At 60.9% G+C, this 15,629-nt stretch carries 12 protein-coding genes; 3 read left to right on the top strand and 9 right to left on the bottom strand.

Annotation, left to right across the window (positions count from 1 at the left end):
• Positions 1–43: 43 nt before the first annotated feature.
• From VGH41_RS18800 to VGH41_RS18775, 6 genes are all read right to left on the bottom strand, one after another.
• Entirely contained in the window at positions 44–1,531 is a 1,488-nt protein-coding gene (locus VGH41_RS18800) for an efflux transporter outer membrane subunit (RefSeq protein WP_331599034.1), read from the bottom strand.
• Positions 1,524–2,741, bottom strand: coding sequence for an efflux RND transporter periplasmic adaptor subunit (locus VGH41_RS18795; protein ID WP_331599033.1), 1,218 nt, complete (start codon positions 2,739–2,741; stop codon positions 1,524–1,526). Before VGH41_RS18795 ends, VGH41_RS18800 begins: the two co-directional genes overlap by 8 nt.
• Positions 2,731–5,976, bottom strand: a complete 3,246-nt coding sequence (locus tag VGH41_RS18790; protein ID WP_331599032.1) for an efflux RND transporter permease subunit — start codon at positions 5,974–5,976, stop codon at positions 2,731–2,733. The genes VGH41_RS18795 and VGH41_RS18790 overlap by 11 nt, the downstream gene beginning before the upstream one ends.
• A 275-nt stretch (positions 5,977–6,251) precedes the next feature.
• Positions 6,252–6,926 carry a response regulator transcription factor gene (locus tag VGH41_RS18785; protein ID WP_331599031.1) on the bottom strand — a complete coding sequence of 225 codons (675 nt, stop codon included), beginning with the start codon at positions 6,924–6,926 and terminating at the stop codon, positions 6,252–6,254.
• Positions 6,927–6,950: 24 nt separating this feature from the next.
• On the bottom strand, positions 6,951–7,874 hold the full coding sequence (locus tag VGH41_RS18780) for a LysR family transcriptional regulator (protein ID WP_331599029.1): 924 nt from the start codon (positions 7,872–7,874) through the stop codon (positions 6,951–6,953).
• Between the two features lie 439 nt (positions 7,875–8,313).
• Positions 8,314–8,676, bottom strand: a complete 363-nt coding sequence (locus VGH41_RS18775; RefSeq protein WP_414696683.1) for a hypothetical protein — start codon at positions 8,674–8,676, stop codon at positions 8,314–8,316.
• Positions 8,677–8,924: 248 nt separating this feature from the next.
• Between VGH41_RS18775 and galU the strand changes: the two genes are divergently transcribed.
• A complete protein-coding gene (gene galU / locus VGH41_RS18770) occupies positions 8,925–9,842 on the top strand; it encodes a UTP--glucose-1-phosphate uridylyltransferase GalU (RefSeq protein ID WP_331599027.1) in 918 nt (305 codons plus the stop codon).
• Positions 9,843–9,906: 64 nt separating this feature from the next.
• Here the strand turns inward: galU and VGH41_RS18765 are convergent, their stop codons facing one another.
• The 3 genes from VGH41_RS18765 to VGH41_RS18755 all read right to left on the bottom strand — a co-directional run bounded on the left by VGH41_RS18765 (position 9,907) and on the right by VGH41_RS18755 (position 13,206).
• Positions 9,907–10,359, bottom strand: coding sequence for a GDP-mannose mannosyl hydrolase (locus VGH41_RS18765; RefSeq protein ID WP_331599026.1), 453 nt, complete (start codon positions 10,357–10,359; stop codon positions 9,907–9,909).
• Positions 10,360–10,362: 3 nt separating this feature from the next.
• Positions 10,363–10,503, bottom strand: coding sequence for a hypothetical protein (locus VGH41_RS18760; protein ID WP_331599025.1), 141 nt, complete (start codon positions 10,501–10,503; stop codon positions 10,363–10,365).
• A 186-nt stretch (positions 10,504–10,689) separates the two neighbouring features.
• Positions 10,690–13,206, bottom strand: a complete 2,517-nt coding sequence (locus VGH41_RS18755; RefSeq protein WP_331599024.1) for a hypothetical protein — start codon at positions 13,204–13,206, stop codon at positions 10,690–10,692.
• A gap of 1,048 nt (positions 13,207–14,254) precedes the next feature.
• Here VGH41_RS18755 and VGH41_RS18750 point away from each other — a divergent pair.
• Both VGH41_RS18750 and VGH41_RS18745 read left to right on the top strand, forming a co-directional pair.
• The gene (locus VGH41_RS18750) at positions 14,255–15,253 is read left to right on the top strand and encodes a GlxA family transcriptional regulator (RefSeq protein WP_331599023.1); all 999 of its coding nucleotides are present in this window, start codon (positions 14,255–14,257) and stop codon (positions 15,251–15,253) included.
• A 159-nt stretch (positions 15,254–15,412) separates the two neighbouring features.
• Positions 15,413–15,629, top strand: a 217-nt coding sequence (locus tag VGH41_RS18745; protein ID WP_331599022.1) for a sugar phosphate nucleotidyltransferase, incomplete at its 3' end; no start/stop codon positions are given.

Below are 15,629 nucleotides of genomic sequence, written 5' to 3'. Positions count from 1 at the left end.
CACGCGCCGCCCATCCTGTCACTTCACTTCACTTCACTTCACTTCACTTCGCATCCGCCAACTGACTCTCGACCGCCGGCCTGGCAGGCACTGGCGCATGCGCCGTCGGCTGGCCGGAATCCCAGCCGCCGCCCAATGCCTCGATTAAACCTACCGACGCCAGCAGGCGCCGCGTATTGACGTCCAATGCCTGGATTTGCGTATTCAGTTCAGTCGTTTGCGCGGTCACCACATCCAGATAGCTCACCACACCGTCGCGATAGCGCGACATCGACAGATCGAGCGTGCGTTGTGCGTCGGTCAGAGCTTCGTCTTCCTGAGTGGCTTCGTCACCCAGGTGATGCAGTTGCGCGAGATTGTCTTCCACTTGCTGGAACGCGAGCAGCACCGCCGCCTTGTATTTCGCACCGTTTTCCGCCAGCTTCGCGCGCGCCTGTTGCGTGATGGCTTCGCGGCGGCCGCCATCGAACAAGGTCATCACGATGCTCGGACCCACCGACCAGATTTCGTTCGGCGCCATGATCCACGGTGACAATTCGGTGCTCTGGAAGCCGCCGTCGAGTCCTAGCGAAACGTCCGGAAAAAACGCCGCCCTGGCGACGCCGATCTGCGCGTTGGCTTCGGCCACGCGCCGTTCGGCGGCCGCGATGTCGGGGCGCCGTTGCAGCAGCGCAGCGGGCACGCCAGTGGGGATCGACGGCAGATACGTCTCGCCGGTCGACGGCGCCAGCGAGAACTGCGAGGCCGGCACGCCGGTCAGCGAGGCAATGGCGTGCTCGAATAATGCGCGCCGTGCCCTGACGTCCTCGGCCGCGGCACGCGCCGAGGCGAGTTGAGTCTGTGCGCGCGATACATCCAGGTCCGACGCAATCCCGCCTGCGTGACGGCTCATGGTGAGCTTCAGCGCGCGTTCGTAGGTGCTGATCGTATCGGCGAGAATCTGCTGCTGTTCATCCAGTCCACGCAGATTGAAATAGGCATCGGCGAGACTGGCCTGCAGGCTCAACTGCACCGACGCGAGATCCGCGGCGCTCGCCTGCATCGCCGCACGGCCCGAACTCACTTCATTGCGGACCTTGCCCCACAGATCGAGGTCATAGCTGATACCGACGTCGACCGTATTCGCGCCGTACACGGACGGCTCATTGGCCCCGCGCAGCGGCCGCTTGTCGGATTGCCGGTTGGTGGACACCTCGGCCGCGGCGCCAATGGTCGGAAACAGGCCGGCGCGCGCTTGCGCGAGGAACGCGGTCGCCTCGTCGTGACGCGCCACCGCGGCTGCGACGTCAGGATTGGCCGCGGCGACTTGCACCTCAAGCTGGTCAAGCACCGGGTCGTGATAGACGGACCACCATGCGGCGCGCGGGATCTGATCGGCGGGCCTTGCAAGTTGCCAGTTGCCGCTTTCCTTGAAGGCGGTTGGAATCGCGGTGGGCGGCACCTGATAGGTGGGTGCGAACGAGCAGGCGCTGAACAGGGCGGTTACCGCAAGCGCGCAGCACAGGCTGCGCTTGAGCCTGAACTCACCCATGGGCGCGCCCCGCATCGGCGTGATCGGTCAGCGTGGCCGCCGTCGACGCGGATTCCTGCGTGCTTGCGAGGCGGATTGCGTCGCCGCTGGCGAGCGAATCGGGCGGGTTGTCGATCACGCGGTCGTCAGCTTCGAGACCCGAGCCAATCTCAACCTGCGTGCCGAGATCGGTTGCGATGGTGACGGGCTTGAGAATCGCATGATTGTCCTTGCCGACCACCGCCACCTGCAAGCCGCTCTGGCGGAAGATCAACGAGCTGGCCGGAATCATCAGCGCGTGCGGATTAGTTGGCAAAGCGAAATGAACTTCGGTGTATTCACCCGGAATCAGCATGCCGCTCTGGTTGTCGACCACGAGCTGGACCAGCAGGGTGCCGGACGACTGCGTGATCGAATCGTCGGTATCGAGCAGTTTCGCGTCGAACTTCATGCCAGGTCGTTCGGGTACGGTCAACGTTGCCGTCATGCCCGGTTTGATCGCCGCGGCTTCACTCTGCGGCACGCTGACGTACACGCGCAGCTGACGCGCATCGGAGACCGTGAAGAGCTCATGACCGTCGCCGCCTCCCGCATCGATCAACGCGCCGATGTCGGTCTTGCGCGCCGTCACGACGCCGTCGAACGGGGCAACGATGCGCTTGAACGACTCAAGCGCTTCGAGGCGGTTCACGTTGGCCTGCGCCGCTGCCACGGTCGCCAGCTTCGCGGTCAGATCACTGGTCTTTTCGTCGGTGTCCTGTTGCGAGACCGAATCCTGCTTCAGCATCTCCGTCCAGCGTTTGGCCGTGGAGGCGGCGAGCTTTTCATTAGCTTGCGCGTTGTCGAGATCGGCCTTGGCTTGCAGCAATTGTTGGTCGAGATCGGGCGTGTCGATCAGACCGAGCAATTGTCCTGTCTTCACGTGCGTGCCGATATCCGCGTACCACGCATGCAGATAGCCGGGCACACGTGCGTAGATCGGCGCATTGACGAAGGCGGACAGATGGCCGGGCAGGATCAGGGATTGTGTCGCGCCCTGCCGGTTGGGTGCATACGCAACGACCGTGGGCACGGCCTGCGCAGCGGACCAGCTGGTCATCTCCTGCGTGGCGTGCACGCGGCTAAGAATGCCGCTCGCGACGATCCCCGCTGCGGCGAGCAGCACGACGATGCCCACCAGCTTAAGATGGCGCAGCCGCTTCGGCGAATTGATCTCGATCTCACTGGACATGAAGGACTCCGGATTCGGAAGTGGAATGTTCCTGCAATGGCGGATGTTTTGCCGCATCGCGGCGGTGCACCAGACTGAAGACGACGGGCACGAACAGCAGCGTTGCGAAGGTCGCGCACAGCAAACCGCCGATCACCGCACGGCCGAGCGGGGCGTTCTGCTCACCGCCGTCGCCGAGACCGAGTGCCATCGGCGCCATGCCGATGATCATCGCCAGCGCGGTCATCAACACCGGGCGGAATCGCGTGAAGCCTGCTTCCATCGCCGCGACGAGCGCGTTACCGGTCACAGCGAGCCGTTCACGTGCGAAGCTCACCACCAGAATGCTGTTCGCGGTTGCCACGCCCATGCAGAGGATGGCGCCGGTGAGTGCCGGCACCGAGAGCGGTGTATGCGTCGCAAACAGCATCCAGACAATCCCGGCGAGTGCCGCAGGCAGCGCGGTGACAATCACGAATGCGTCCGCCCACGAATGGAAGTTGACGACGATCAGCAGATAAATCAGCAGAATGGCGCCCACGAGGCCAAGCGACAGACCGAGGAATGCGCTGTTCATGGTTTGCACCTGGCCGCGCAGCGTGACGACGGTGCCCTTGGGCACATCCTTTGCCGTTTCGTGCACGATCTTCTGGAGGTCCGAGGCCACCGCGCCGAGATCGCGGCCCTGGGTTGTCGCAAACACGTCGTAGAGCGGCTCGATGTTGTAGTGAGACACCACGGAATCGCCGACGCCACGCTCGATCGTCGCGATGCCGCCCAGAATCTGCGACTGTCCGCTCCTGCCGGTCACGGGCAGATTTTCGAGCGCCGACAAAGACGTCATCCGGTATTGAGGCGTTTGCGCGACGATCGGATACGACACGCCGTTATGCGGATTGAGCCAGAAGGTCGGTGCCACCTGGCTCGTGCCCGAGAGGCTTGCCACGACGGAGTTCGTCACGTCCTGCTCGGTGATGCCCAACTCGTCCGCGCGCGAACGGTCCACCGCAACCGTGAATTGCGGATACGTCGAGGCTTGCTGGATACGGGTATCGGCAATGCCCGGAATCAGGCGGATGCGACGCAGCACTTCGTTCGCGTAGCGGTGGTTGCCGTCCTGATCCGGACCGGCAACCTGCAAGTCGATTGGTGCGGGCGCACCGAAGTTCAGAATCTGACTGACGATATCAGCAGGCAGGAATGCAAAACTGGTACCCGGGTAGGTGCGCGCCAATATGTCTCGCAAGGTCTTTACATAGTCAGCGGTAGGACGGTGATTCTCATTGAGTGCGATCAGGATGTCGCCGTCCTGCGGGCCGTTCGTGCCGCTATTGTTATACGTCAGGTTGATACCGCTGTTGGGCAGACCGATGTTGTCGATCACGCTGCGCAACTGGTCCGGAGGAATGACACCGCGTATGGTGTTTTCAATGTGATCGAACTCGTTTGCGGTTTCCTCGACGCGCGTACCGATCGGTGCGCGTACGTGGATCGCGATTTCGCCCGAATCGATGTTCGGAAAGAAGTTGCGTCCGAGCCATGGTATGAGCAGGAATGATGCGGCCACAACCATCAGAAAGCCGGTGATAAAGCGCCTGCGGTTGGTGAGCGCCATACCGAGCAAGATGCGGTAGACGCCGCGCAGCTTTTCGAAGCGGCGTTCGAAGCCGCGTTGAAAACGCACCAGCGGATTGCGTGACAGCGGCGCATGCAGGTGGCCGCCATGCGGATCCATGACGGCGGCCATTTCACCGGAAGCGTGACCGCCGGAAGCATGCGGGCGCAGCAGATACTGTGCAAGCATTGGCACGAACGTGCGCGACAGCACGAACGACGAGACCATCGCGAAGATCACCGCCTCGGCCATCGGCACGAACAGGAAACGCGCGATGCCGTTCAGCAGCAGCATCGGCACGAACACGATGCAGATACACATCAGCGAAACCAGGGCGGGTCCGACGATCTGCGCGGCGCCGTCCATGATCGCGCTGCGCACGTCCTTACCTTGCTCCAGGTGCCAGTTGATGTTTTCGATCGTCACCGTCGCATCGTCGACGAGAATCCCGACTGCAAGCGCAAGCCCGCCAAGCGTCATGACGTTCAGCGTCTCTCCCATGGCCGAGAGACCGGCAATGGCCGCCAGCACGGCAAGCGGGATCGACGCGGCGATGATCAGCGTGGAGCGCCAGCTGCCTAGAAACAGCAGGATCATCAGCGAGGTGAGCGCCGCCGCAATCACGCCTTCGCGAGCCACGCCGCTCACCGCGCCTTTGACGAAGGTCGACTGGTCGCCCATGGTGACGAGCTTGAGGCCAGGCGGCAGCGTCTCTTCGATACGCGGCAGTTGTGCCTTGACGCCCGCAATGATGTCGAGCGTCGACGCCGAACCGTTCTTGAGGATACTCATCAGCACCGCACGATGACCATCCACACGCACGATATTGACTTGCGGCGGATAGCCGTCGCGCACGTGAGCCACGTCGCGTATATAGATGGTTGCGCCGTTCACCGTTTTGATCGGCAGGTTGTTGAGTTCCTGCAGCGCAAGCGGACTGTTGTTCAGCTTGATGTTGTATTCGAAGCTGCCGATCTTCTCCGTGCCCGCCGGAATGATCTGGTTCTGCTGCGCCAGGGCGTTGGCCACGTCCTGGGCGGAAAGCTGCTTCGCCTGCAACGCTTGCGGGTTCAGGTCGATCTGCACCTCACGGGTCTTGCCGCCGTACGGCGTCGGAATCGCCACGCCCGGCACGCTTAGCAATTGCGGGCGAATGAAGTTGGTGGCGTAGTCGGCGAGCTTCTGTTCGTCGAGTGTGTTGCTGGTGAGCGCGATCTGCAGAACAGGCACGGTCGACGCGTTGTAGTTCAGGATCTGCGGCGGCGTGGTGCCCGGCGGCATCTGCTTGAGCACGGTTTGCGAAACCGAGGTGACTTGCGCCGTGGCGGTGCGGATGTCGACGTTCGGCTGAAAGAAGATCTTGACGATGCCGTAGCCGCGAAACGATTGTGATTCGATATGTTCTACGTCGTTGACGGTGGTGCCGAGGGTACGTTCGTAGTAAGTAACGATGCGCCCGGACATGTCGTCGGGCTGCAGGCCTGCGTAGTTCCACACCACGCTGATCACGGGAATGCGGATGTCGGGGAAGATATCGGTCGGCGTACGCAGTGCGGATAGCGGGCCAATCAACAGGATTAGCATCGCAAGCACGATGAACGTGTAAGGCCGCATTAAAGCGAGCCGGACAATCTTTAGCATCGAAAGCTGCTCCGTTCAGGGGCGTGTGGCCGGTCAGCGCGCGGAAGGCGAGTTGGGCAGGCACGTGCGGTGAATTGCCGCATGCCGGTATTCTGGGGAGAGGGTACTAACAGGCGGTGCCTAAAAAAATGAAAGAACTTTTAGGTCGGTGCGCTGGCGCGTAATTGAAGGTTTGCAACGGCGCGTATGGTTGCAACGAGGCCGACGCCGCGTGCTGCAACCAGCACGGGCGTTCGTTTGGGAGGAAGAGGGAGGGGTGACTGGCGCGGGGCGCGTCAGCCGAACAGATAGCCGGAGCCGCGAATGGTGCGGATCAGCGGGCGCTCGCCCGGCACGTCGACTTTTTTGCGCAGGCGGCCCACATGCACGTCGATCAGGTTGGTGCCCGGGTCGAAGCGGCAGCCCCACACGGCTTCGAAAATCATCGTGCGCGTGAGGACCTGGCCTGCGTGACGCATCATGAATTCGAGCACGCGGAATTCGGTCGGCTGTAATTCGAGCTCGCGCTCGCGGTGTGTGACACGGCGTCGTACCAGGTCGAGTTCGAGCGCACCGGTGCGCAACATGGTCTCGGCTTTGGCATTGCGCGGGCGGCGGCGCAGCAGCACTTCGACACGCGCGAACATTTCGTCGGGCGAGAAGGGCTTGATCAGATAATCGTCGCCGCCGGCACGCAAGCCCTGAATGCGATGATCGACATCGGACATCGCGCTCATCACCAGGACGGGCGTTTCCATGCCCACGCCGCGCATGGTGGCGACGATCGTGAGGCCGTCGAGATCGGGCAGCATGCGATCGAGCGTGACCACGTCGTATTCGCCCGCCATGACTTTGGCCATGCCTTCGCGGCCCGTGCGCGCCACGTCGACAGAGAAACCGCTAGTCGTCAGCGTGCGCACGATGTCTTGCGCGATCAGTTCGTCATCTTCGATCGTGAGTATCTTCGGCATAATTCGCGTTGCTCTTCTGGTCCGTCAAGCCACGACCCGCAACGCCACTTGCTTGTCGGGTGCACGGTACTGGCTTACCGCAAAGTCGATAAAGCTGCGTACTTTCATCGAAAGATAGTTGCGGCCGGAATACAGGATCGACACATGGCGCGGGCCGCCGTTGATCTCGTACTGTTTGAGCACGGGGACGAGGGTGCCGTGCGCGATGTCGTCGGTGACGAACGGTAATGGCAGCAATGCGATGCCCATATGGTTGAGCGCGGCAACGCGCACCATCGCACTGCTGGTAGCGGTCAACGCGCTGCCGGTATTGACGCGATAAACGCCGTTTGCATCCGTAAACTCCCACGTGCGCGACGTGCCGTCCGATACTGTCAGCAAGCCGTGCCGGTTCAGTTCGGCCGGATCGCGCGGCGTGCCGTTGCGAGCCAGATACGCGGGCGAAGCGACGGTGACCTCATTCACACTGGTGAGCGTGCGGCTTACCAGGGTGGAACTGGCGAGGCGCCGGTCATCGGAGAAGCACACGTCATAGCCGCCTTCAACCATGTCGATATGCGTGTCGAAAGTCGTCACATCGAAGTCGACGCGCGGATGCAGCGTGCGATACGCCGCCAGCAGCGCGCCGAGACCCGCAGTCGCGAAGGTCATCGGTGTGGCAATGCGCAGCGTGCCCCGCGGATCGCGCGTGGTCTGCACGAGATTCGACTCCATTTCGTCGAGCTTCTCGATGATCGTGCGGCAACCGTCGAGATACTCCTTACCCACTTCAGTGAGCGACAGGCTGCGCGTCGTGCGATTGAGCAGGCGCATGTTCAGATGAGCCTCGAGCATGCTGACGCTGCGGGTGACGGCAGCCGCCGACATGCCCAGTTGTCTCGCGGCGAGATTGAAGCTGGCGAGATCGACTACGCGTGTAAAGACACGCATCGCTTGTAGCTGGTTCATGTTGTGACACAAGGTGAGTTCGGTGCATGCATGATGGGCGCATGCAGATAAAACGCGACTGCCACCTTGATTAAGTCTTTTTTAATTTTGAGCAATGTTCGTAAACATCGTCGACAGGTGGGGCGATTTTTGCGGTGGCAACGACGCGCGGGACCGCGTCAGCGACGGACAAAAAAAGAGCGCGGCCTAAGCCGCGCTTCTAAGGAGATCTTGAAAAGACCGCAGTGATGCGGACGAGAAAGTATAGGACGATGCGTGCCGCCAGTGGGCGTGAACTCTGAAAAACAATCCTGCACGAAGCGCAACAAAACGGCGTGGATGAAACGAATGCGCACGTGCAAAAGCAGATGCCGCGCATCGTACGCATGAAGCGTGCAATTGGCGCGGCATCAAGGGACAGCCTGGCACACGCAAAAGCGCGTGGACTCCGTCAGCGCGTTCAGTTCATCAACGCGTGCGTTTCTTCCAGCGCTTCAAGATGCTGGTTCAACGCTTTACTCAGCGTGGAGAGACTATGGGTAGGCAGCGCAAAGCCGGCCCAGCCGAGTCCCGAGTGGCGCAGGAACAGCACGGCCCCTTCATAGAGCGGATGTTTTTCAGTGTGCCAGCACGGGTCCATTTCGATCACGTACTGATGGGTGCGCGACGGTTCTTTGGGAATTTCCGGCCGCATCGCTGCACGGAGCAAACTCAGACGTTCGATGACGGCGTCGAGCTCCGGGGCTTCCAGCAAGACAGAGTGCTCTTCGATCGCAACGCGGACGGCTTGCGCGCCGTACTCGTTGATCATTTCGATGCTCATCGTCATGTCCCAACTCCTCATGCCTGTCGCGGTGAGGAAATTATGAATCTTTTGAACACGCCAAAGGTTGAAAGAGGGCAATCGTTTGATGAAATTTTCTTTAACGAGCGTCGACGCCTTACGTCGCGCATACATGGCGGGCAGGGGCGATGCGATGGCGCCGCACGCCTGACCCTTTCTTTCTGATTTCGACGCGGAAGGTGTAGCGTTGACCGGTAACTGATCCGACTAAAAGGAGCGAAGGAAACATGCATAAGACCCATCACATCCATAAGGCGGTCTTTCCAGTCGGCGGCCTGGGAACGCGTTTCCTGCCTGCCACCAAGGCGAGCCCCAAGGAGATGCTGCCGGTCGTGGACAAGCCCTTGATTCAATACGCGGTGGAGGAGGCGATTGCCGCCGGCATGACGGAAATGGTCTTTGTCACCGGGCGCGGCAAGCGCGCGATCGAAGACCACTTCGACAAGTCCTATGAAATCGAAGCGGAACTGATGGCGCGCGGCAAACAGGACCTGCTCGATCTCGTGCGCAGCATCAAACCGAGTCACGTGGATTGCTTCTACGTGCGCCAGGCCGAACCGCGCGGGTTGGGCCATGCGGTGTTATGCGCGGAAAAGCTGATCGACAACCAGCCGTTTGCCGTGATGCTTGCAGACGATCTGATTGATGGCCAGCCGCCGGTGCTCGCACAGATGATCGGCGTCTTCGATCATTACCACTGCTCGGTGCTCGGCGTCGAGGAGATCGAGCGGCAGGAGACCCGCTCGTATGGCGTGATTGCAGGCAAGGCCTGGGACGACCGGGTGTTCCGCATGTCAGGGGTAGTCGAAAAACCGGAACCGTCGCGCGCGCCGTCCAACCTGGGCGTGGTGGGGCGTTACGTACTGACGCCAGGTATTTTCGATCATCTTCGCAAGACGCGGCCGGGCGCGGGCGGCGAAATCCAGCTTACCGATGCAATCCAGTCGCTGCTAGCAGATGAACAGGTGCTGGCTTATCGTTACCGCGGCAAGCGCTTTGATTGCGGCAGCAAGCTCGGCTACCTCAAGGCAACCGTGGAGTTCGCATTACGGCATCCCGAGGTGAAGGGCAGTTTCGAGGCTTACCTGAATGAAAAACTCGGTGTAGAGCGCGCGGAGTTCGCGCTTTGCGATCCATCAGCCTGATTGAAGCAGGCGCCGCGCATTGCGTTGAGCAAGGGCGGCGCTACACGTGGGTGCCTTGCACCGCCTAGCGGAAATACGCCTTGGTGTTTTCATGCACCTCGGCGCAGGCGAGCAGGTCGGAAGGGGCCATCCATACGTAATCGCTATGCTGCTCGAGGCGTTCGACCGGCATCGCGTCGCGCACCATCAGCATATAGCCGAGCACGATGTAATGCGTCGAGATATCCGCGGCGCCGGCGAAGTTGTCGTCATAGTGATGTTCGAACACGCCGCGAAAGCAGGCCGTATTCTGCGCGACATTTTCAAGGCCGATTTCTTCACGCACGATGCGGCTGAACGCGCAGTTCAACGACTCATCCTTATGGATGCGCCCGCCCGGCACAAACCATGTACCGCGCGCCGGGCGATTCACGCGGCGGCCCAGCAGCACGCGGCCACGATCGTCGACAACAATCAGATCAATTGAAATCAGCGGCGTGAGGCGGACAACATCCAGGAATTCTGGTCTCGCGAGCATAGGTCATTCTTCACGTTCGACGTGGGTAATTCGGGCCGACACCCCCCACAGCAGCCAGAACAGACCGCCCATCACCAGTAGCAGCATGACGGCCGAACCCATCATTCCGCCAAGCAAGAGCCAGTACCATGGCAATTCATGCATGACGTCTCCGCAAGCAGGGTAGGACGGGACTGCAATCAGAAGTAAAGGTGCCGGCGAGGGCGAGCGAAAATCCAATAGTCGAACCGGCTGGTTCGCCAAAGTGGTTTCAGTCTAGCGTTTTGCGTCGCCGTGCCGCGATTCGCACCCCTGCCAAATGCGCCGAACTCTCTGCACCTGAGGACAAACTTACTGTGCAACGTATCCGGCGGGTGTGGTCACATTGGCTTTGGCCACTGCGGCATTAGCGGAGATGACATAGATCGGCGCTTCGGTAAGCGTCAGCGCCGCGATACCGTTGCTATAGGCGAGCGTGGTGGGATTGCCCATCATGTCGAAGACCGTGACCTGGCCGGACGTGCCGGGTGCATCGACATGCAGGTTGTACGGCACCTGATACGTCATACTAAAGCCTTTGCCCGCGTCCCAGACCGCGTTGTTGTGCGTCCATAACGCGGTAATCACGGGGCCGCCGTTCAATTGCTGGAATGCATACGCATAGACGCCCCTGGGCACACCGTTGACGGGCCCGAGTGTATTGGTGCCGTCGATGATGCGCGTCATCGCGGCCGTGGCCATGGCTGCCGGCTTGGGACTGATCAAGGCGGGACCATAGCCGCCTTGCGGGTCCACCAGATCGAAAAATAGTCCGTAGCCGATCTGCCCCGGAAAGTCCGTCGCATAGAACAGGTACGTGACGTCGGCGCCCTCGCCCAGCAGAATCAGGTGGGTGCGCGCGACCAGCGCGCCTTGCGCGTACAGCACGTCAGGCGTCGGATAGTTCGCGCCGTATTTGGAGCCGATGTCGTAGCTGATGCCGGTTTCGGTCACGAACAGACGCGCGCCGGGCTTGAGCATCGTACTGATCTGATGACGCAGTGCGCGCATGGTAGCGGGCAGCGATTGCGCCGCTTTCTTCGGATCGCTGTCGCCGTCGAGGCGTTCGGGCGGGTGCGAGGGCGACGTGCCCACGTCGTAATAGCCGTGAATGGATACGCCGTCGAGATACTTCGCGATCCCGAGCGGCGCGAGACGCTGCAGCCACTCCGTGTTGGTCGCGACCGATGCATTGGTGGTGCCCATGATGACCGCATCCGGGTCGCTCGAGTGAATGGCCTGCCAGGTGGCCTGATAGAGCGCAAGCAGATTGGCATCCGTATCGCGCCACGGTAAACCGCTGTTGTAATCCGGCTCCCAGGTCACCTGATAGTAGTTGCGCGACTGATTAGGAAAGCGCTGCGTGCGCACCTGATTCGACTCCTGGCCTACCCGCGTCATGAAGTTCTGGTACGCAGGCAGCGAAACCGGCAGATAGCTATGCGTCTCCTGATGAGTCGGGCTGGCCCACGCCGGTATGCCGTCGAGCTGAATGAGCCGCATCAGGTCGCCGGGCCTGAAGAATGGCGCGAGCGGGAAGTCGGCGGCGTTGAAGGTGTTGGGCCCCTTCGGCTCCAGCATGTACCAGTTGCGATTGTCGTTGACCCAGCGCAGTCCGAGGTTCGGATAGAGCGGCCGATAGCCGTCGCCCGAGCAGCAACTCTGGCCGGGCGTGACATAGGCGGCGCCTTGTCCGCCGAAACGGTGCAGATCTTCGCGCGCATAGCTGGGCTGCGGCAGCACGCTCGCCACATTGGGCAACACGCCGAACGTGGCGATGCCAGCTGGACGCGTGCCGCGCATCGGCAAACTCGCACCGGCAGAACTGAGGGAGGCGGAGACCGCAAAATAGCCCGCGAGCGTGGAGATGCAGCTGATCGAGACGGTTTGCGGGCCGCTTGCGACATCGAACTGGCCCGCTGCGCGCACGTTGCTCCATGCATCGACGATCTGCCAGGCAAGCGTGTCATGCGAAGCCGCGCGGGTCGTCAGGGTGAGGACGAAGGGGCGGCCGCCCGCAAACATGCGTGTGCCGTCGCCGCCCGGCGTGTCCGCCTCGATCGCGGGTCCGTTCGGCGACGCGTTAGCGGGGTCGGACGGTGCGCTGCAGGTGAGCGCGCTGCCTTTAGAGGTTGCCATGATCGACGGCGGGGTAGGCGCCGGCGGCGGCAGGTCGCTGTCATACCAGCATTGCTTCACCTCCCCGGGCGCCGGATCGCCGAACACGCCGTTGTTGCACGGGGTGCCGCCAGTGACATTGAGAATCACGTACCGCGTATCGCTGCCGTACTTGACGTCGTGCGTACCTGAAAACGAGCAGATGCCGCGTTCGCTGGCGCAGGCTGTCCATGTGATGGCCGCGCGATTCGTCGTAGTTTCGCCCGCGGCGCTACGCGCGGCATGATTGCTGGCAGCGGCGCTTACCGTATGCACGATCCAGCAGCTTTTTTGCGCGCCTGGCGCGGGATCGCCGAACACGCCGTTGTCGCAGGGCTTGCCGCCGGTCAGGGTGAGCACCACGTAGTGCTCAGCGGTACCGTATTTGATCTGTTCAGTGCCGGTGAAGTGGCAAAAGCCATTTTCCTCGGCACATAGGGCGAAGGTGGTTGCGCCCGAAGCCGGATCGGAGGGCGCGTGGACAGGTTGCGTTGCGACTTGCCGTACGCTGTCCGTAGCCGCACTTGCCGCGTCGTTACGCGGGCTGCAGGCAGTGATTGCCAACGCAACCATCAGACGAAGCACCGCTCCTGCCAGCGTGCGTCCGTTGCGCCCCAGGCGAGGCACAGGTGCCACTTCGTCTTGCTGCGCGGCCGCAGAATGTTTCATCATGTCTGGATGAATGACTGAAGGCAGGTAACAGGGGATGCGACCCCAGCATAGTGGATGCATGCCTGATATGACACGACAAACATCAGGCTCCGTGAGCAATCAGGTCGCGTGCGATCCAAGGCCGTGTATGCGCGTCGCAATCCATCCAATGCCAGAGGTGTTCAGATTTTGGTAAGGTAATAGCTTCGCATGAATACCGTGCAAATGGTATGAAGTACGAAAGATTTACCTGCATACATCGGCAATTCCCTGTTTTCCTAAAGCACCGACTGGCGGTATGGCAGCGTGGGGAGGCGTTGTCTGATGGATGCGCAAGCCGTCTGAAATGTAATCCTGGCAATAACTCAGATGTATTCGATTTTCCGGCCGTTTCAGAACTGAAACATTCTCGGCTGTTTAATTTCGATAATCGCTCTGTATCGTTTTGAAACAAATTTCTCGCAAGGTTATGAATAGGGTATTCCAGGCCAATCCGGAAATTCCCGATTCGTCTTTTTCATTCATGCGGTTGGTCTGACCGGCTCGGGCGGCGCGTTCGAATTTCACCTTTGAAACGTTTTTGGTCTTCCGGACGGACCTTGAGGCGCATCGATCGCCGCAACCCCGCATCAGATAAAGATTGGTACGGTGCATGCTTGTTGCGATGCATCATATAAGCAAGAACAGGCCATCGTACGAGGATTCCCCTGTGGACTCCTGCTCCATGCATCGCAACTTCGCCGCGCGGCCGGCGACTTCGCGCCACGTACTGTCCTGCGTTCCGTCCAGTTGACCGGTGACTTGTCCGGTACTGATACGCCGCGTTTGAAGGTCTGGCGAATCGGGTATCAGACGGGTCAAGACGCGAGTACGCACGCTGTTGTACGTTCGCATCAAATTTTCAATTTGCGAATTTATTTATAGCGACGCAATCCGCCAACATCGCGCGCATTTCGGTCACTGCCATCATTGGCGATTTTCGGCGTGGATATGATGCAGTGCAATGAATTAAAAAAGTCAGAAAATCAAAGACTCGGCCCAACAACGCATGACATGGTAGGGGAAGATCATGCCGCAAATGTCTGTTGATACAGCGAGGATTACCTGGCTGCACACGCCTAACGTGAACGTACGATGTGCAGCACGACGTGTCGGGATTGTTCTATTCGATCGCTTTGGCCTGCTAGGCGCAGGTATCGTGGCCGAGATGTTCCATACGGCCAATGAAATCGCCACCGCGCACGGCGGTGATGACCCTCCCTACGAAGTGCAATTTCTGTCGATGGATGGCGGCAGCGTGGCGAGTTCCTCGTCTGCGCGCATGTGGACGGATGGCGTCGATGCGCGTTACAGCATTGGCTTCGACTTGCTATTCGTGGCAGGCGGCTACGGTGCCAACGTGGCAGCACGCGATGAGCGTCTGCTCGGCTGGTTGCGTTCAGTGCGCGCACGCACCCGCACCATCGAGCCGATCGCGGAAGGACGTCTGGTGCTTGCAGCGGCTGGCCTCGCTGAACAGGACGATGTGCGTCATACGAATCCCTACCTGACTCACGTGGCGGCTGAAAGCGCCCTCAACGAAGCCAACGATCGTCACGACTCGAGCAAAAGCGCGCTGATGTTCATCAAACGCGATCTGGGTCTCGATGTGGCGCGCAGCGTCGCCGATCGCGTGATGCCTGGGATGGGTGCGTCGCTAATGCCGCGGCTTGCCGAAGGCGGCACCATGAGCGTCGGCGAAAAGATCCGCGCCGCCGCCCGCTGGATGGAGGCCAACTGCGACCGCCCGGTTTCGGTAGCCGATGCAGCGCATGTGGCGGCCATGAGCGAGCGCAATTTTTTGCGCCGCTTCAAGCACGAAATGCACGTCACGCCGTCGGACTATCTGCTGCAGGTCCGCTTGCGCATTGCGTGCAACTTCCTCACGGAAACGGAATTGCCCGTGGACAAGATCGCGCGGCGCAGCGGCACCGGCAACGGCGATCGTCTTGCGAAGATTTTTCGCAAGCGCATGGCGCTTTCTCCGACCGAATATCGCGCCCGCAGCCGCAGCGCGACTCAGGAATGAGCTAGGCGAAAGGTTGGCGCGCAACCCGCTGGAGGTTGCCGCTGGCCGTCTGGGGGACGCGCGGACGTGAGCCCGCGCCGTCTGGGCCGTACGCCTGAGCGAATGGCGTAACGACTCATCAGAAAAAGAACGTCCTATTTAGTAATAGGAGTACTAAAAATGGTTAATGCGTACCGGGAAGGCGTCGACCGTGACGATAGCACCGGCGGCGGCGCCAACCAGCAGGCACCCGGTGTGCCGCTGGTGAGTTGTCTGAGCATTGCCCCTGTTATCCTGGCCGGCGGCTCGGGTACGCGGCTTTGGCCGCTCTCACGCGAACACTATCCGAAGCAACTGATCGATGTGATCGGGACCCGTTCGCTGCTGCAGGACACCG

It is taken from the genome of Paraburkholderia sp., assembly GCF_036488795.1.
GTDB lineage: Bacteria > Pseudomonadota > Gammaproteobacteria > Burkholderiales > Burkholderiaceae > Paraburkholderia.
This window is presented reverse-complemented; position numbering and strand designations above follow the sequence as displayed.